At 66.3% G+C, this 17503-nt stretch carries 17 protein-coding genes; 8 read left to right on the top strand and 9 right to left on the bottom strand.

Going from position 1 to position 17503, the window contains the following annotated elements; translation table 11 throughout:
- Positions 1–103 precede the first annotated feature (103 nt).
- Together J2X70_RS12155 and J2X70_RS12150 are read left to right on the top strand one after the other, a co-directional pair.
- Positions 104–889, top strand: a complete 786-nt coding sequence (locus tag J2X70_RS12155; RefSeq protein ID WP_154879391.1) for a lysozyme inhibitor LprI family protein — start codon at positions 104–106, stop codon at positions 887–889.
- Positions 890–939: 50 nt separating this feature from the next.
- A complete protein-coding gene (locus tag J2X70_RS12150) occupies positions 940–2295 on the top strand; it encodes a peptidoglycan-binding domain-containing protein (RefSeq protein WP_241655223.1) in 1356 nt (451 codons plus the stop codon).
- Between the two features lie 71 nt (positions 2296–2366).
- Here the strand turns inward: J2X70_RS12150 and J2X70_RS12145 are convergent, their stop codons facing one another.
- Positions 2367–3221 (bottom strand): hypothetical protein, encoded by an 855-nt coding sequence (locus tag J2X70_RS12145; RefSeq protein ID WP_309910526.1) that lies wholly within the window; start codon positions 3219–3221, stop codon positions 2367–2369.
- A gap of 92 nt (positions 3222–3313) precedes the next feature.
- Between J2X70_RS12145 and ybaK the strand changes: the two genes are divergently transcribed.
- Together ybaK and J2X70_RS12135 are read left to right on the top strand one after the other, a co-directional pair.
- The gene (ybaK, locus tag J2X70_RS12140) at positions 3314–3787 is read left to right on the top strand and encodes a Cys-tRNA(Pro) deacylase (protein ID WP_059066028.1); all 474 of its coding nucleotides are present in this window, start codon (positions 3314–3316) and stop codon (positions 3785–3787) included.
- Positions 3787–4281 (top strand): hypothetical protein, encoded by a 495-nt coding sequence (locus tag J2X70_RS12135; RefSeq protein WP_088101102.1) that lies wholly within the window; start codon positions 3787–3789, stop codon positions 4279–4281. The genes ybaK and J2X70_RS12135 overlap by 1 nt, the downstream gene beginning before the upstream one ends.
- A 92-nt stretch (positions 4282–4373) precedes the next feature.
- Here the strand turns inward: J2X70_RS12135 and J2X70_RS12130 are convergent, their stop codons facing one another.
- Both J2X70_RS12130 and J2X70_RS12125 read right to left on the bottom strand, forming a co-directional pair.
- Positions 4374–5003 carry a TonB family protein gene (locus J2X70_RS12130; protein ID WP_309910522.1) on the bottom strand — a complete coding sequence of 210 codons (630 nt, stop codon included), beginning with the start codon at positions 5001–5003 and terminating at the stop codon, positions 4374–4376.
- 98 nt (positions 5004–5101) lie between these two features.
- Positions 5102–5659, bottom strand: coding sequence for a DUF3228 family protein (locus J2X70_RS12125; RefSeq protein ID WP_025876554.1), 558 nt, complete (start codon positions 5657–5659; stop codon positions 5102–5104).
- Between the two features lie 136 nt (positions 5660–5795).
- On the opposite strand from J2X70_RS12125, the gene J2X70_RS12120 reads away from it, so the two are divergent.
- Positions 5796–7319 (top strand): amidohydrolase family protein, encoded by a 1524-nt coding sequence (locus J2X70_RS12120; protein ID WP_309910520.1) that lies wholly within the window; start codon positions 5796–5798, stop codon positions 7317–7319.
- 9 nt (positions 7320–7328) lie between these two features.
- Here J2X70_RS12120 and J2X70_RS12115 read toward each other — a convergent pair whose 3' ends face one another.
- Genes J2X70_RS12115 through J2X70_RS12105 form a run of 3 tightly spaced genes read right to left on the bottom strand, consistent with a single transcriptional unit; the run spans position 7329 to position 10079 of the window.
- A complete protein-coding gene (locus tag J2X70_RS12115; protein WP_033830364.1) occupies positions 7329–8060 on the bottom strand; it encodes a LytTR family DNA-binding domain-containing protein in 732 nt (243 codons plus the stop codon).
- Entirely contained in the window at positions 8057–9106 is a 1050-nt protein-coding gene (locus J2X70_RS12110) for a histidine kinase (RefSeq protein WP_080150003.1), read from the bottom strand. Before J2X70_RS12110 ends, J2X70_RS12115 begins: the two co-directional genes overlap by 4 nt.
- Before the next feature lie 37 nt (positions 9107–9143).
- Positions 9144–10079, bottom strand: a complete 936-nt coding sequence (locus tag J2X70_RS12105; protein ID WP_309910518.1) for an alpha/beta hydrolase — start codon at positions 10077–10079, stop codon at positions 9144–9146.
- A 204-nt stretch (positions 10080–10283) separates the two neighbouring features.
- Between J2X70_RS12105 and metF the strand changes: the two genes are divergently transcribed.
- Complete coding sequence (gene metF / locus J2X70_RS12100) at positions 10284–11111, top strand: methylenetetrahydrofolate reductase [NAD(P)H] (RefSeq protein WP_025876563.1); 828 nt, start codon at positions 10284–10286, stop codon at positions 11109–11111.
- Between the two features lie 41 nt (positions 11112–11152).
- The gene (locus J2X70_RS12095) at positions 11153–11731 is read left to right on the top strand and encodes a DUF4124 domain-containing protein (protein ID WP_025876564.1); all 579 of its coding nucleotides are present in this window, start codon (positions 11153–11155) and stop codon (positions 11729–11731) included.
- 152 nt (positions 11732–11883) lie between these two features.
- On the opposite strand, the gene J2X70_RS12090 is transcribed toward J2X70_RS12095, so the two are convergent.
- From J2X70_RS12090 to J2X70_RS12080, 3 genes are all read right to left on the bottom strand, one after another.
- Positions 11884–12837: a Nudix family hydrolase gene (locus J2X70_RS12090; protein ID WP_059066020.1), complete on the bottom strand. Its 954-nt coding sequence runs from the start codon at positions 12835–12837 to the stop codon at positions 11884–11886.
- Positions 12838–12933: 96 nt separating this feature from the next.
- Positions 12934–15666, bottom strand: coding sequence for a preprotein translocase subunit SecA (gene secA / locus J2X70_RS12085; RefSeq protein WP_025876568.1), 2733 nt, complete (start codon positions 15664–15666; stop codon positions 12934–12936).
- 265 nt (positions 15667–15931) lie between these two features.
- Entirely contained in the window at positions 15932–16885 is a 954-nt protein-coding gene (locus J2X70_RS12080) for a M23 family metallopeptidase (protein ID WP_025876571.1), read from the bottom strand.
- A 12-nt stretch (positions 16886–16897) separates the two neighbouring features.
- Here J2X70_RS12080 and J2X70_RS12075 point away from each other — a divergent pair, with 12 nt between their 5' ends.
- Positions 16898–17347, top strand: a complete 450-nt coding sequence (locus tag J2X70_RS12075; RefSeq protein WP_025876573.1) for a DUF721 domain-containing protein — start codon at positions 16898–16900, stop codon at positions 17345–17347.
- Positions 17348–17503: the final 156 nt, after the last annotated feature.

Raw genomic sequence — 17503 nt, 5'->3', positions numbered from 1 at the left:
GCCCAGCCCGCCGCGCGGCCGCCACGGCACCCCCGTTCCATGGTTCGCCCCATGCCTGCCGCCCGCAGGCCATGCGCCAGGACGCAGACATCAAAGGATAGACATGCAGCGCAGCAGTGAACGTATGACCCGGGCCATCAAGCCCCTCATGACCCTGTGCTGGGTGGCCCTGCTGGCCGCCTGCACCCCGCCCTCCGGTGAAGCCCAGGCCACGACGCCTGCAGCCGCCACCGAACAGGCCAACACCGACGGCAAGGCGGCCAGTGCCCCGGCAGCGGCCGCCGGCAGCACCGCCTGCACCAATCCGGCATCGCCGGTGCAGACCCTGATCTGCAACGACCCCGCCCTGTTGAAGCAGGAAGGCGAGCTGGCCAAGGCCGAAGCCGCCGCAAGCCAAACCCTCGATGCCGCCGGCAAGGCCAAGCTGCAGGCCGAGCAGCAGCGCTGGATCCAGCACACGCGCGACCTGTGCAGCGACGCGCACTGCCTGCAACAGGTATCTGCCGACCGCCTCAAGGTACTGTCGGCCACACGCGACGGTCTGGTCGACCAGGACGCCTGCGAAGTGCCCGACGGCCAGCAGCAGTGCGTGGACATGCTGGTGCTGCGCGACCCCAACAGCCAGCTGGCGACCTTCAACACGCTGCTGGGTGAAAACGGCCAAAAAGGCAGCCTGCTGGGCTGCACGGCGGCAACCAACATCGGCGCCGGCCACAACGCCCTGCTGGCGGCCAACTGCACCCTGGAAACAGCCACCGGCAAGCGCAACGTGCAACTGTGCAGCAACCAGATGGTCGGCCAGTTCGCCATCGAACCGGCACCGGCTGCCTACGGCACCGAGGCCACCCGCCAGCTGCTCGGCTTCACCCAGCAGCACTGCGCCGGCTGACATCAGCCGGGCGGGCACGGCTCCCTTTTCCTCATTGAAGGACGATGACCATGGCAACGGATTCCACTCTCACCCGCGAACAGCTGTCCACGCTGTTCCTCAACACCGAACTGGGCGGCAACACCCGCCACCTGGACCATTTCTCATACGCCCAGGAGGGCACCAGCGCCTACTCGTTCGGCCTGGTGCAGTTCGACGTCGGCGGCAACCCCCAGGCCAGGCGCTTCCTGCGCGACAACGGCTTCACCAACGGTGACATCGAACTGCTGTCCCAGCACGGGGGGCTGAGCACACAGCAGCTGGCCGCGCTCGACGCCAAGCTGCAGGCCATTCCGCAGGCCAACATCGACCAGCTCACCAACGCCAAGCTGGACAGCGCCATCGAGCGCGTCGACGAGGCCATCGCCAAGGTGCGTGCGACCAACCCGGCCGCCGCCGATGCCATCGTGGCAAACCCGGAACTGCAGCTGGCCATGGCCGACTATGACAACCAGTTCGGCAGCATGGGCCCGCAGTTCATCAGCTATCTGGCCGGCAACGCGGAGAAGCTGCAGGGCGGTACCGTCCAGGCCGGCGATCCACCAAGCCGGGCCGACGTGCAGACCTTCGTCGATGCGACCAAATTCGGCATCCAGTCGCCTGCGGCCGTGACCAGCCGCGATCAACGCTTCGACACGGCCATGACCCAGCTGGGCATCACCCCAACCCATGCCCCCTCGCACGGCTCGCCCAGCACACCCGGTGCGTCGGCTGGCAGTGGCGTGCTGGTGAACGGCGCAAAGGGCGATGAGGTGCAGGCCATGCAGCAGAAGCTGGCCGACCTCGGCTACACGGGCAAGGACGGTGCACCGCTGGTGGCCGACGGTCACTTTGGCCCGGGCACCCTGCAGGCGGTCCAGCAGTTCCAGCGCGATCATCAGCTGACGGTGGACGGCAAAGCCGGCAGCGGCACCTTGGGTGCGCTGGAGGCGGCAAGCCAGCAGCATCAGCAGGCCGAATCAGCAGCACCGAGCATGGCCACGCCCGGGCACGCCGACAATCCGCGCTACCAGCAGGTCGTGGAAAAGCTGGAAGCATTGGAACAGCAGCGCAGCCAAGGTGGACTATCGCCGCTGTTCCATGACCGCGGCCAGCTGGAGAATGCCGCTGGACAGGTCGCCTACGAGTCCAAGCTTGTCGGCATGTCACAGGTGGACACCGTGGTGGCGCGCCCCGACGGCCAGGGTGTATTCGCGGTGCAGGGCCAGCTGGGCGATCCTGCCGCGCATCGCACCTACATCGACCTTGCGCAGGCGGTCAGCCAGGATCTGCCATCCAGCACTCGCCAGAGCGAAGCGTTGAACGCCGAACAGACACAACGACAGGCGCAGGAACAGGCACAGGCACAGCAGCCGCTGTCGCGCTGATCTGCGATGGATCGGATCCACGCACAGCGTGGATCCTGTCATCCGGTTCGGTATCCACGCGCGGCGTGGCTCTACTGCATGCGCTGGCGGTCGTCGCCGAGGGCGAGGCGGCACTGTTCGCGGAACGCAAGCTGCCACGCGGGCAGATCAAAGCGCTCGCGCTCCTTGAATGACACCGTCTCGGCAGCCAGCACGTAACAGCGGTTGTGCGACAACCGTAGTGCCGCCTCCCTATCGCCGATCTGCCAACACCGATCGATGCAGGCCTGCATCAACGCATAGTCCGGGTTGTCCCTGGCACCGCCAAAGGCGAAGCCCATCTGCTGCGCCATCGCCACCACCGGATCCTCACCAGCATGCGCCGATTTCAGGATGCGCAGCACGCCTGCTTCGGGCAGGCCAAAGGCCCAGTTGGCCAGCACGGCCGAGCGCGCCGCGCGCACCGCCAGCTCGGCATTGCGCAACCGCATGTGCTGGCCAGCGAGCATGGCCCAGCCCTTCTGCAGGTCTGGAAAAGCCGCGGTTGCGGCGTCGAGCAGTGGGATCGCAGCGGCGGGCTCGCCCGCTGCTACATGTCCCTGCGCCGACTCGACAAGCCGGAAAGGCGAGTCTGCGTCGTCCACATCATGCGCGCGCGGATCCCACTCGTCGTCATCCCACGCATCCTCGTCCAGCGCGCGATTGATGCCCAACCAGTGCACGAACACGTCCAGCGAAGAATGGCTGTAGACCATCCTGCCCTCGTCATGGAACATCTCGCAGACCAGCGGCAATGCGCCTTCGCGCCCCAATGGCCAGTACAGCCCGAAGCAATCGCCGTTGCCCAACGCGCCTTCGGCGATCGGCAGAAAACCCTGCGGTGGGTACGGGCCCGCTGCCACTTCGGTGTCAAAGGTCAGGTCGTGGAGGTGAGCGGGTGCGCGCATGCTGGAGCCTGGGAAAGCCGACGTGCAGTATCGCAGGGTGCGGCAATAGCCTCGGTCAAGGCAATGCCCGCGCGCGGCGCTACGATATGCCCATGACCCCGGCCATCAACCTGCTCAAGCGCGAGAAGATCGCCCATACCGTGCACAGCTACGTGCACGATGCCCATGCCGAATCCTACGGCGGCGAAGCCGTCGAAAAGCTGGGCCTGGATCCGGCACAGGTATTCAAGACCCTGCTGGCCAGCACCGAAACGCACGAACTGCTCGTCGCCATCGTGCCGGTGGCCGGCCAGCTTGATCTGAAAGCACTGGCCGAGGCGGCCGGCTGCAAAAAGTGCGAGATGGCCGCCGTCGATGCCGCGCAGCGCGCAACCGGCTATCTGGTCGGCGGCATCAGCCCGCTTGGGCAGAAGAAGCGCCTGCGCAGTTTTCTCGACGCCAGCGCGCAGGCACTGCCCACCCTGCACGTCAGCGCGGGACGGCGTGGCCTGGAAGTGGAGCTGGCACCGGCCGACCTGCTGCACCTGACCGGCGGCCTCTACGCCGCGATCGGCAGGCCCCGTTGATGCGCTGGCCCTGGTCCACATCGCCGCCACCGCGGCTGGACGACCCGCAGGCCGATGTACTGCTGCAGGACCTGCTGTCGCGCGATGCCAGTCGTATCCATGCCGCCAGCAGCCGCCTGGCACGGTTGTTCAGCGCTACGACGCTGGATGCGCTGGCGCCGCAGACCGAGGGGATCGAGCAGGCCTGCCAGGGCGTGCAGCTTGGCGGTGCGCTGGTCAGCAACGATGTGCACCTGCAAGCGGCACTGCGCCGCCTGCGTTATTGGCGCGAGCGCAAAGGCTGCCTGTGCGCGCTGTATCCGGATTACCTGTTCTTCGACCCACGCCGGCTCATCGAGCAGGGGCATGTGCGGCTGCTGGAACAGGGCGTGGCCGAGGATGGCTGGGGCGACCGCCATCGGGTGGCCTGCACCTGCTGCGGCCAGCGCTGGGATGCCACCGACCGCGAGTACCACTACCCGTGGTGGGAGTGGACCTTGCTCGCCCTTGATTGAAGCCACGCGTGGCGTGGCTCTACTGCGAAGGCGGATCCACGCCAAGCCTGGTTGTGCCGGCTCCCGCTACGAAAGCCAGGAGAGCACGTCCTTCATTCGTTGAGAGCAAAGGTCACTGGCACGTCCATCACACTCATGGCGGGCAACGCGGGCTGTTGCGCGTCGCGTTGCATGGCCCACGAGCGGAGCCCCTTGGCCGCTGCCGCGTCCAGCACCGCGTGACCACTGGACACGCGTACCACTGCCGCGACAATCCTGCCGTCCCCGTTCACCAGCGCCTTCAGCTGCACTTTGCCCTGCAACCCGTCACGTACAGCCGCAGAGGGGTACTCGGGGAATTCACGCCTCCAGTTGCCGCTGGCCGCAGGGAACAGTGTCGCCTTGGACGACAGCGGGCAGCGCGCAGGGAATCGCAGCACCAGTGACAGCGGCTGCGCGGACGGCTGCGGTTCCGCAGCGGCCTTGCATACCGCCATCGACACCGCTTCCAGCATGCGTTGCTGGCGCACCAGCGCTTCCGCATCCGCAGCCACGACGTGCAGCGTGCAGCGCCCTCGCTGGGCACGCGCCTCCATGCTGCTGACGCCCACATCCTGGATCGATGCCGCGTTGCTCAATCCACCGCATGCGGCATTGGCATCGTAACGCTGGGCTGAACTCTCGGCTGAACCGAGCAAGGCGCCCAGCGCCACCGCCAACGGCATCCACGTTCTGATCGTCATCGTTGCTTCCTGCTGTGATGGAAACAGCATCGTATCCCGCGGTGGCCGCAGCGGATTTCACATCGCAGTGCGCTGACGCGCATCGCGATGCTGTGTTCTCACGGCCGCCAGTTGGCGTTGTTCTCCCAGAACGCCACCGCGCGCTGATAGGCTTCGCGGTCCAGCGGCACGCCCGAACCACCCTCCTCCACGCCCAGCGCATTGCGCATCATGGTGATCGGCGCCATCGGCACTTCTTCCGGCTCGGCGGTATAGATGCAGCCGACGATGCCCCAGTCCGCATCGATGGGTGAACCCTCCTTGGCCAGCTGCTCGGCGCTGTACAGGATCACCACCAGGTAATTGGCCCGTGGCGATTCCACGCCCTCGAACCAGCGCACCAGCACCGGCAGTTCCTCACGGTTGCGCGCCTCGTAGCCGCTGCGCAGCAGGTGCCGGTTGGCATCGGTGACCGGCACGGTCAGGCAGCGCGTGCTGGTCCAGTTCTCATAGACGAACAGCTTGCAGAACGGTGCATAGCCATCGAGCACCTTCAGCGGCGGGTGCGCGTTGAGATGCGCCTGGAACTGCTCGGCGCTGCAGTCCTGGATGGTGTTGCCGCGCGGTACGCGCGGGAACAGGCGGGGGCGGGCGAAATCGGTGAGGACGATGGACATGGCGCGGCGTGATCGAAGAATCCGCTGCACAGGGTAACCGCCACCGGCGGTGCAAGGGGAGCAGGCCGAGAGTCACTGGCATCCGAACCGGACTTGCCCCACCCTGCCTTCGACCCACCGTAGGGATTGCAGGCTCATGGATGCAGCACGCGCGTTGTCCCCTTCCCCTCGATCACACCAACGGCCTCTGCTGAAGGCAGTAGCGGCTGTGCTTCTCGCTCCGCCCCTGCTGTTCGCTGCCGCCCTGATCTGGCCGTTGCCAGCGCCGCCGCCACCCGATGTCGGCAACAGCCGGGTGATCATCAATGCGCGGGTGGTGGACGTGCAGAACGGCGTTGCCAGCGCGCCCACCACTGTAACGGTGCGCAACGGCACCATCATCGCCATCGGCAATGGCCCCCACGACGCCACCTTGCACGTATTCGACGCCGGTGGCCGCTGGCTGCTGCCTGGCTTCTGGGACATGCATACCCACGCACTGCAGCTGTCTCCGCAACTGCAGTTCCCGTTGATGCTGGCCAACGGCATCACCGGCACCCGCGACATGATGGACTGCCCGCAGCCGACCGATCCACTGATCGCCTGCGTCGCTGACAAGCGTCGCTGGAACGCACAGGCCATCGCTGGCACGTTGACCGCGCCGCGATTCGTGCAGGTGGCAAGCTTCTACTTCGAAGACCCTGCGCTGGCACCACAGGACGCCGTCCGTCGCGCGCGTGAGTACGCCGAGCGCGGCGTGGATGCACTGAAGGTCTACAACCGGCTGCGCCCGGATACCTACCAACGGCTGGCTGCCGAGGCGCGCCAACTGCATCGTCCGCTGGTGGGCCACCTGCCCAGGGCGGTGGCGCTGGAAGAGGCACTGCAGGCCGGACAGCACAGCTTTGAACACGCGCATCTGTTCGTTCGCCACTGCTCCGGCTCCGCAGCTGCATGGCGCAGCGGGACGCTGGACGGTGAAGACCCGACAGCCTTGGCCGAGCACTTGGTGGACAGCTATGCGCCTGCAAGGTGCAAGGCCGCCTTCGCGCTGATGCAGGCCAGCGGCAGCGCCTTCGTGCCCACTCATGTCACCCGCGAGGAGGATGCCCGCGCGCGCGAGCCGGGCTTCATCGATGATCCGCGACTGGCGTACCTCGATCCGCTTTCGCGCTGGGCCTGGCGCGACGACCTGCAGGCCACGGTCACCCGCCATCCAGGCCAACGTGGCGAGCGCGCACTGCACGCCTATTTCAATCATGGCCTGGCACTGACCGGCGCTGCGCACCGCGCCGGTGTTCCGGTGCTGGTGGGCACCGACACCGGGCTTGGCGGCTTCCGCTATCACGATGAACTGCAACTGCTGCACCAGGCCGGACTCAGCCAGGCCGACGTGCTGCGCGCAGCCACGTTGCACGCCGCACAGCACCTTCGCCTGCAGGCCCGGCATGGCAGTGTCGAGGTCGGCAAAGCGGCCGACCTGGTGCTGCTGGACGGCAATCCTCTGCTGGACATCGGCAACAGCCGGCGCGTGCATGCGGTGCTGCTGGCCGGCCACCTCTACGACCGTCCAAGGCTGGATGCACTGCTGGCCTACTCCCGCGCGCAGGCACGCTCACCTGCGGTGATGGCGCGGCTGCTGTGGGGATTCGTGACCAGCCCGGTCAGCGCGGAACTGTAGGATCGGCGGCTACAGCGCCATCCGCTCGCGCAGCTCCCGTGCCTGCCGCCGCGATACCTCCACTTCACTGCCATCATCCAGTGCCAGATCGTAGCCATCGCCAATGCTCGGCGTGACCGCACGGATGCGCCGCAGGTTGACCAGCGTGTTGCGGTTGGCACGAAAGAAAAGGTCCGATGGCAAGCGTGCTTCCAACGCGCTCAGGCTGCGGGCCAGCAATGCGTTCTGGTCGCGGAACCACAGCCGCGTGTAGTTGCCGTCCACCACCAGCCGACGGATCTCGGCAATGGACACGAACCAGCAGCGCTCGCCTTCGCGCACGAACACCTGGTCCTGCGCACCCAGCGTGCCGTGCACTGTGGGAGGTTCGGTATCCAACGCCGCATGATGACGCGCACGCTCCAGCGCTTCCAGCAGTCGCGGCGCTTCCACCGGCTTCACCAGGTAATCCAGTGCATTGGCCCGGAACGCGCGTACTGCGTAGGTGTCGTAGGCAGTGACGAACACCACCGAGGGCACCCTTTCCAACCCGTCCAGTACATCGAAGCCGGTACCGGAGGGCATCTGCACATCCAGCAGCACCAGGTCCGGCGCCAGCGCGGCGATCGCCTCGCGCGCAGCAGGCACATCGTCGGCCTCGCCCACGCACTGCACCCACGGCAGCGCCGACAGCAGCGTCCGCAGCTCCTGTCGCGCCAGCCGTGCATCATCGACAATCAGCACACGCAGCACGGCCGTCATTGCGGAATCTCCAGCAGCGCCTGCATGCGGTCGCCGACCGGCTGCAGGGTGAAACGGCCGCGCGTGCCAAGCTGCGCACGCAGGTAGGCCAGTCCCACACCATGCCCGTGCGCGGGTTCGCTGCCAGTGCAAAGGGGGTTGTCCACCTGGAGGCGCAGCAGGTCATCTTCCAGCGACGCGCGGATATGTACCTCGCCGCCGCCCGCGCGGCTGGCAATGCCATGCTTTATCGCGTTCTCCACCAACAGCTGCAGTGCCATCGCAGGCAGCTGTGCCTGCACAGCCTCTGCGGCGATCTCCCGCCGCACCTGCAGACGCTGTTCGAAGTGGATCGCCTCGATGGCCAGATAGTCGTCGACCACTTCCAGTTCCTCGGCCAGGGTCACCTGCTCACTGCGATTGTGGGCCAACGCGTGGCGCAGCGTGCGCGACAGGCGGGTGACCATGTCGCGGGCACGCTCGGGCTCTTCCAGAATCAGCGCTCGCAGGTTGTTCAATGCGTTGAACATGAAATGCGGATTCAGCCGCGCACGCAACGCATCGCGCTCCAGGGCGCTGCGCTCCGCCTCCACGCGCAATCGCGCCAGCTCGCTGTGGCGCGCGCGGCGCAAGCCATGCAGGCCCGCCCACAGTCCCGTCCACATCAAAAGGAACAGGGCGGTGTTCATCCAGTACAGCACGACCGACGACAGCTGGTAGTCGGCACGCCCACCGGGCAACTGCACCCAGCCCATGGCCAGCGCCGGCAACAACAACGCCGCCGTCAGCGCCTGTGCAATGCTGGCACCGACCACCACGCCAGTTGCCAGTTTCAACACCAGGCTGCCCAGACTGCCATCCCACCAGCGCTGCCGCAGTGCGACCGAACGCAGCGCGCCGCTGCACAACCACAGGGAAACGGCAATGCTGAGGGAGATCAACACCACGCCGCTGAACAGCGTACCGCCGCCGATACGCACCCCCAGCCACAGGCTGTACGTCGCATAGCCTGACCACGCCAGCGCGTTGAGGATCCAGAAGCGGCGGGAAGGCGTGGTAGCGTCCATGAGCAGCCTTGGCGGTGGCGGAAAGGGCATACGGCGGTCAGGGATGTGCGGCGAGGAAGCGGCGCACCTGCGCCTGCAGCCAACGCGGATCATCCCACATCAGGAAGTGGTAACCCTGTGCGCTCATCTCGATCTGCACACCCGGCAGCTTCGCGTACTGCGCCTGGAACTGCGCACGGGTACTGGCTTCCGTACCCCCCATCGACTGATAAGCGGCCCAGCTGCCCAGCACCAGGACCGGCGTGTGGATGCCGTCGATGTCATCACGCAGATCGCGCACCAGCATGGAGTACATCGCATCGGCCATGCTCGTGCGATCACTGTCGCGCCCCCAACGCTGCAGCTCCGGCAGATGCTGGGTGCTGCGGGTCAGGGCTTTGGCGGTCGCATCGTTGCGTGCATTCAAGCTGGCCTCATCGGCCGCCAGCAAACCTTCACGCAGCTGCCCGGCCATCATCCCTACGTTCTGCGCGGTGGCCTGCGGGTTCATCACCGCCGCATAGAACGGCAGCGAATCAACGATCACCAGCGGACCGATGCTATCGGGCGCCTTCAGTGCCAGTTGCATCGCCAGCACACCCCCCAGGCTGTGACCGATCACGGCAACCTTCGACAGGTGCCGCGCCTGCAGATAGCCCAGTAGTTCGTCGCGCATCGCCGGCAGAAAATCGGCCGGGCGCGGATCGACAGGCGCCGCACCGGCAAACCCCGGCAGTTGCACCAGATGGCACTGCACGTCCTTCAGGGCCAGGCAGGTCTCACGCCAGACCTCCGCACTGCTGTTAAGCCCGGGAATCATCAGCAAGGGACGGCCCTTGCCGAGCACCTCGACCTGCACTGCGCCTGCAACGGCGGCTTTATCGACGGCTGTGGCATGGGCTGGGCCTGAGCCAAGCACGGCCATCGCCATGCCGATCATCGCCAGCCTGGCCAAGGCCTTCATCGCGTACCAGAGTGCCTGGAAGATCTTCATCGTCTGCTCCTTCATCGCGTGGGTGGTGCCGGGATTGGGACCAGCGTGGCTTCGCTCCCGTTGCCCCGGTTGCGATTACGGAGCAACGGCCCGTCAGCGGGGCGAACGGTCGCCCGCACGGGACGACGTGACCCGACACATCCATCGCACATCCATCTCGATGGAGAGATATACTGCTTCGCACCCGATGCCGCCGCCCGTGCCATGACCGCCATCAGCTTCGAGTTCTATCCGCCCAAGACCGACGAACAGCGCACCCAGCTGGACCGTGCCGCGGCCAGGCTGAAGGCCTATGTCCCCGAGTACGTGTCCTGCACCTTCGGCGCCGGTGGCTCGACCCTCAGCTACACCTCCGAGACCGTGCGCCATCTCAACCAGCACCACGGCTTCGACGCGGCACCGCACCTGTCCTGCGTCGGCGGTACCCGCCAGGAAATCCGCGAACTGCTCAAGCTCTACCGCGCCATCGGCTGCCGGCGCCTGGTGGCACTACGCGGCGACCTGCCCTCGGGCATGGGCTTTCCTGGCGACATGCGCTATGCCTCCGAACTGATCGCCTTCATCCGTGCCGAACACGGTGATGCCTTCCGCATCGAAGTGGGCGCGTATCCGGAAACGCATCCGCAAGCGCAGGACGCCCTGCTCGACCTGAAGCACTTCAAGGCCAAGGTCGACGCCGGTGCCGATGCCGCCATCACCCAGTACTTCTTCAATCCCGACGCCTACTTCCACTTCGTCGACGAAGTGCAGCGGCTCGGCGTGCAGGTGCCGATCACCCCGGGCATCATGCCGATCTCCAACTTCAGCCAGCTGCGCCGTTTCTCCGAACAGTGCGGTGCGGAAATCCCGCGCTGGATCAGCCGCAAGATGCAGGCCTACGGTGACGACGCCGAATCGGTGCGCGCCTTCGGCGCCGAAGTGGTGGCCAAGCTGTGCCAGCGCCTGGTCGAAGGTGGCGCACCGGGCCTGCACTTCTACACCTTGAACCTGGCCAAGCCGACGGTCTCGGTACTGAAGCTGCTGCAAGGCTGAAAAGTACGCTGCGTTATCGCAATCGGCGCTACGCTGCGTCGATGAAGCTCGTCCTGTCCCTGTTGCTGGTCCTGCTGCTGCCCGGTGTCTGCGCCGGTGTGCAGGCGCAGACCACGCGCTTGAACCGCTGCACCGATCCGCAGGGGCAAAGTGTCTATACCGACCGCCCCTGCGACAGCCTGGGCGCGCAGTCCCGGCGGCCACCGCCGGCGCCTTCCGGCAACACCCTGCAACGCGACAGCCTCGGCAGCAGCTGTCCGCGCCGGCTGAGCGAACTGGTGCAGGCTTTGCATACGGCGGTCAGCATCGGTGATGTGAACCGGCTTTCTTCGCTGTACCTGTGGGGCGCGGTGTCCGATGCCGGCGCGCAGCGGATTCTTGGCCAGCTGGAATCGGTGGTGCGACGGCCGCTGGTGGACGTGGTGCCGGTGTATCCGCGGCAGGATCTGGATGAGGGTCAGGGCATCGCCTCGCAGGATTCGGAAACGGTGCCGATGCCGGCTGCACGGCGACATCCGATCGGGTTGCGGTTGGAGCAGACCCTGCCGGGCAGCGCCACGCGCGCGGCGACCGTGCTTGGGCTGCGGCGGCAGTATGGGTGTTTCTGGATTACGTTGTGAGCGGGTGCTGCTGAACCGCCATCCACGCATGGCGTGGATCTACTGCTTGCGGTGAGGGGTCGGATCCCCTTCCAGCGGAAAGGGCTCCGACCCCGGATTCAAGCGAGGAGGTCAGAGCCCCGCGTCGCGGGGATCCGACCCTGTGTATCGCGCTACACCGGCCACAGGCCGCGGATGGCGGCGATACCCTGCCCGCCATGCCGGCGTGCCTCGGCCACATGCTGCGGTGTCATGCCGCCGAGCGCATAGATCGGCAGCGAGACCTGGGCGCGCAGCGCGGCGAAGGCCTCCCACCCCAATGGCACTGCATCGGGATGGCTCGCAGTGGCCTGCACCGGCCCCAGCACGGCGAAGTCGCAGCCCAGCCGCTGTGCGGCCAGCAGCTGCTCAAGCCCGTGGCAGGAGGCGGCCACCAGCTGCCCGGACGGCAGCGGCCGTTCCTGCAGCGACTGCAGCTGCTCGCTGCCCAGGTGCACGCCAACGCCGAGGGTGCGCGCCAGTTCGATATCGCGGTTGAGCAGCCACTGCACACCGCGCCGATGCGCGCGCACGGCCTGCTCGATCACGCCCTGACGCTGCGGATGCTCGGCGGGCAGGCGCAGCTGGATGCGTTGCTGCCCGGAAGCCACCGCCTGCTGCAGCTGGCCGTGCCAACGCTGCAGGCCGCCCTCATCGATGTCCGGCGCAGGGGTGATCAGGTAGCAGTCCGGCTGGCGCAGTGCGGCCACCACCGGCAGGTCGGCCGGCGGCATTGAATAACGGGCCAGCTTGTCCGGCGTCACCCAGGTGATGGCCTGGCCCTCGCGTCCACGCGGGGCGCCCTTCCAGCTGCGCACGTGGCGCACTTCCAGGGTCAGGTCCTTGTCCGGGTAGCGCTGCGGCACGTCCATGATCCACTCGCCCACCTCGGCCTCGATGCCCAGCTCCTCGTGCAGCTCGCGCACCAGCGCCTGTTCGGAGGTCTCACCGGGCTCGCGCTTGCCGCCCGGGAATTCCCAGAGGCCGGCCATGTCGCGGCTTTCGGTACGGCGGTTGAGCAGGATGCGGCCGCGGGCGTCGGTGATGACGGCGGCTACGACGTGGATCGATCGTTTCGGGGAAGGCATGGCCGAAGCATGCCGAAAAGCGGGGCACCGGCGCAATCGCCGGGCGCTTCAAGGCCCAGAACAGGAAAGCCCCGCTTTCGCGGGGCTCTCCGGGGGTCAGCTCAGCTGGCCGTGGCAGTGTTTGTACTTCTTGCCGCTGCCGCACGGGCACGGATCGTTGCGACCGATCTTGGGCTCGTCACGCTGCAGCTGCGCCACGCCCTGCTGGGCGGCCTCCACCTGCGCCGCCTCTTCGTCGGCGCCGTAGCCGCCAGCGTCCTGGTGCTGGAACTGCGACTGGCTCAGGCGGGCTTCCACCTGCTGGCGCTCGGCCGCTTCCAGTGCCTGCACTTCCTCGTCGCTGCGGATGCGCACGCGGGCCAGCAGGGTCACTACTTCGCGCTTGACGTTCTCCAGCATGTCCGAGAACAGCTCGAAGGCTTCCTTCTTGTATTCCTGCTTCGGCTGCTTCTGCGCATAACCGCGCAGGTAGATGCCCTGGCGCAGGTAATCCATGCGCGCCAGGTGCTCCTTCCAGCTCTGGTCGAGCACGGTCAGCATCACGTGCTTCTCCAGCGCGCGCATGGTCTCTTCGCCCACGCCCGCTTCCTTCTCGGCGAAGTGCTGGTTGATGCGCTCCTGCACCTTGGCGGTGATGCCTTCGGCGTCCAGTTCCTCGTGCGACTTGACCAGATCGGTCAGCGACATGTCCACACCGAAGTCCGACTGCAGGGTGGCTTCCAGGCCACGCAGGTCCCACTGCTCGTCCACCGAGTTCGGCGGCACGAAGCGGGCAACGATGTCGAAGATCACGTCGTCGCGGATGCCATCGACGTTGTCCTTCACCGACTCGGCGTCCAGCAGTTCGTCGCGCTGGGCGTAGATCACCTTGCGCTGGTCGTTGTTGACGTCGTCGAAATCCAGCAGATTCTTGCGGATGTCGAAGTTGTGGGCCTCGACCTTGCGCTGCGCCTTTTCAATCTGGCGGCTGACCAGGCGGTCTTCGATGACGTCGTCTTCCTTCATGCCCATCATGCGCATGGCCTTCTGCACCCAGTCGGAGGCGAAGATGCGCATCAGGTTGTCTTCCAGCGACAGGTAGAAACGGGACGAGCCCGGGTCACCCTGGCGGCCCGAACGGCCACGCAGCTGGTTGTCGATACGACGCGATTCGTGGCGTTCGGTGCCGACGATGTGCAGGCCGCCGGCCGCCTTGACCGCGTCATGGCGCTTCTGCCACTCGGCCTTGATCGCGGCCTTCTGCTCGTCGGTCGCGCCTTCGCCCAGCTCGTGGATTTCCGCTTCCAGCGAACCGCCCAGCACGATGTCGGTACCGCGACCGGCCATGTTGGTGGCGATGGTCACGGCGGCCGGACGACCGGCGTTGGCGACGATGGTCGCTTCGCGGTCGTGCTGCTTGGCGTTGAGCACTTCGTGCTTCACACCCGCCTTGCGCAGGTGCTCGGACAGCATTTCCGAGGTTTCGATCGAGGTGGTACCCACCAGCACCGGCTGGCCGCGCTTGGCGCACTCTTCGATGTCGGCCAGCACCGCATTGAACTTGCCCTTGCGGTTGAGGAACACCTGGTCCGGGCTGTCCTTGCGGATGGTCGGGCGGTTGGTCGGGATCACCACCACTTCCAGGCCATAGATGCTCTGGAATTCGAACGCTTCGGTATCGGCCGTACCGGTCATGCCGGACAGCTTCTTGTACATGCGGAACAGGTTCTGGAAGGTGATGCTGGCCAGCGTCTGGTTCTCGCGCTGGACCGGCACGCCTTCCTTCGCTTCCACCGCCTGGTGCAGGCCATCGGACCAGCGACGGCCGGCCAGCGTACGGCCGGTGAATTCGTCGACGATGACCACTTCGCCATCGCGCACGATGTAGTCCACATCGCGCTGGTAGATGGCGTGCGCGCGCAGGGCGGCGTTGAGGTGGTGAACCACGGTCAGGTTCTGCGCCGCGTACAGGCCTTCGGTCTCGGCATCGAGGATGCCCGCTTCCACCAGCAGCTGTTCGGCGTGCTCCATGCCCGCCTCGGACAGGTGCACCTGCTTGCCCTTCTCATCGACCCAGAAGTCGCCTTCGCCGTCTTCCGCTTCCTGCTTGACCAGGTTCGGCACGATGCGGTTGACGCGGATGTACAGCTCCGGGGAATCGTCGGCCGGGCCGGAGATGATCAGCGGGGTACGCGCTTCGTCGATCAGGATGGAGTCGACTTCGTCGACGATGGCGTAGTGCAGGCCGCGCTGGTAGCGGTCAGCCTTGGACAGCGCCATGTTGTCGCGCAGGTAGTCGAAACCGAATTCGTTGTTGGTGCCGTAGGTGATGTCCGAACCATAGGCTTCGCGCTTGTCGCTGTGCGGCATGCCCGGGTAGACCACGCCCACGCTCAGGCCCAGCCAGTTGTACAGCTTGCCCATCTGCGCGGCATCGCGGCGGGCCAGGTAGTCGTTCACGGTGACCACGTGCACGCCCTTGCCTTCCAGCGCGTTGAGGTACACCGGCAGGGTCGCCACCAGGGTCTTGCCTTCACCGGTGCGCATTTCTGCGATCTTGCCCAGGTGAAGCACCATGCCGCCGATCAGCTGCACGTCGTAGTGGCGCATGCCCAGCACGCGGCGACCGGCCTCGCGGCAGACCGCGAACGCTTCCGGCAACACCTTGTCCAGGGCTTCACCACCGGCGATGCGCTGCTTGAATTCCGGCGTCTTGGCCTGCAGCTGCTCGTCGGAAAGCTTCTCGATCTCCGGCTCCAGCGCATTGATCTTGGCGACGATGCGGTTGAGCTGGCGCAGCTGTCGTTCATTACGACTGCCAAATACGCGGGTAAGCAGGCTGTTGATCATTGAGGGAACCGGGTTGGATGGAAATGCCGCACGGCTCCGGGAAGGATCCGTCCGCCGCAAACGAATCAGGGCGCCTGGCGCCCTGTCGATGGCAACACCCATTGTAGCTTGGGATGGGCCGCTGGGGTTTCAACCCTGTGGCGGCATTGGCATCCGAACATTCCGGTAGTGCCGGCCGCTGGCCGGCAATCCGCGATGTTGCCGAAGATCATGAGGTTGCCGGCCAGCGGCCGGCACTACCGCCCCCGGAGTACGGGGGCCCTAATCAACCGCGGGTGATGCGCCCGACCGGGGTATTGCCGCCATCGCCGAGGAACTTGCGCGGGTTGACCACGTTGCCGTTCTCCCACACCTCGAAGTGCACGTGGGCGCCGGTCGAACGACCGGTGGAACCGGCCTTGGCCACTTCCTGGCCGGCACGGACGAGGTCGCCGACCTTCACCACCAGGCGCGAATTGTGCGCGTAGCGGGTGACGTATCCATTGCCGTGGTCCACATCGACCACGTTGCCGTAGCCGCCCTTGACCCCGGAGAAGCTGACCACGCCGTCGGCCACCGACATCACCGGGTCACCGACGCGGGCGTGGAAGTCCATGCCCTTGTGGGTGGCGGCACCGCGACCGAACGGGTCGGCACGGGTACCGAAGCCGGACGTGACGTAGCTGTTGCGGATCGGCATGCGCGAGGGCACGGCGTTCTGCTGCAGCTGGTGGTCGAACATCAGCGATTCCATCACCGACAACTGGCGGCCTGAAGCAGCGAAGCGCTGCTCCAGCACCTGTAAGTCGGCGTTGACGTCCTTCACCGGGATGTCGGCGGTCGGGCCGCCGGCATCGCCGTCACCGAGGCCGGGGGTCTCGTTGAAGTCGAATTCGCCGTCTTCCAGCTTGCCCATCTGGGTCAGTCGCTCGCCCAGGGCGTTCAGGCGGGTGGCCTGCGCCTGCAGCTCGCCGAGGCGGGCAGCCAGCGCGTTGACCTGGGTCTGCGCATCACGCTGGACCTTGGCCAGTTCGGCCTCCTGGCGGTCGACCTTGGCCTGCAGGCGCGAGTCATTGAGCGCGCTGACGCCAATTCCACCGGCAAGGCCGATAATGCAACCTGCGCCGAGCACGCTGCCCAGCAGGGCTCGGGGGCGGTCCTCGAAGTAGAACCGCAAACGCGTGAGCGCCGATTTGGCCTGTCCTTCACGCGTTTTGATTACGATCTTTTTGAATGCCATCAGTGAGTTTTCATGTCTGAGCCGAAATCCAGCGTTCGTCCCGCATCCCGACCGAAACCGGCCCTGGATGCAGTGATGGCGGACAAAAGCGGGAACCCGCTGCGGCGTGCCCTATGGCTCGACGCGCTGGACCGTCAGTTGCGCCCCCAGTTGCCGCCACCCCTGCGCAGCCGTTGCCGGCTGGCCAATGTGGACGGGGAACACCTCGTTTTTCTCGTCGAGTCCCCGGTCTGGCATGCCAAGTTGCGGCTTGCCGAAGCCCAGTTGCTCGACGCGGCCCGGTCCATCGGGCTGAAGGCCACCAAGGTGACCGTCAAGACTGCGTCTCCCACTCCCACGCGCTCCCCAGCGCTCGACAACCGGAATGGACCCCACGCAGTTTCAGCCGCCACGCACAAAGGGCTACGCGACGCCTTGGCAGCTCTGCAGGACCTTCCTTCGAAACCGAAGCGGGAAACCTGAAAGCAGCGGAGCGTCCTGCTCCGCTCCCCGTCGCGCGTGTCACCGCAGCGTGAAACATTTCGGGGGCCGGGTCGCATCCTAGCTGGCCCCGGTGGGCCAGTCGTTAGATTGTTGTTAAAACAACGTTAAATTCAGGCTTCGGATCCAACAGGTTCA

The sequence above is a fragment of the Stenotrophomonas sp. 1337 genome, assembly GCF_031455455.1.
GTDB lineage: Bacteria > Pseudomonadota > Gammaproteobacteria > Xanthomonadales > Xanthomonadaceae > Stenotrophomonas > Stenotrophomonas indicatrix.
The sequence above is the reverse complement of the archived record's forward strand: the minus strand, read 5'-3'. Positions and strand labels throughout refer to the sequence as shown.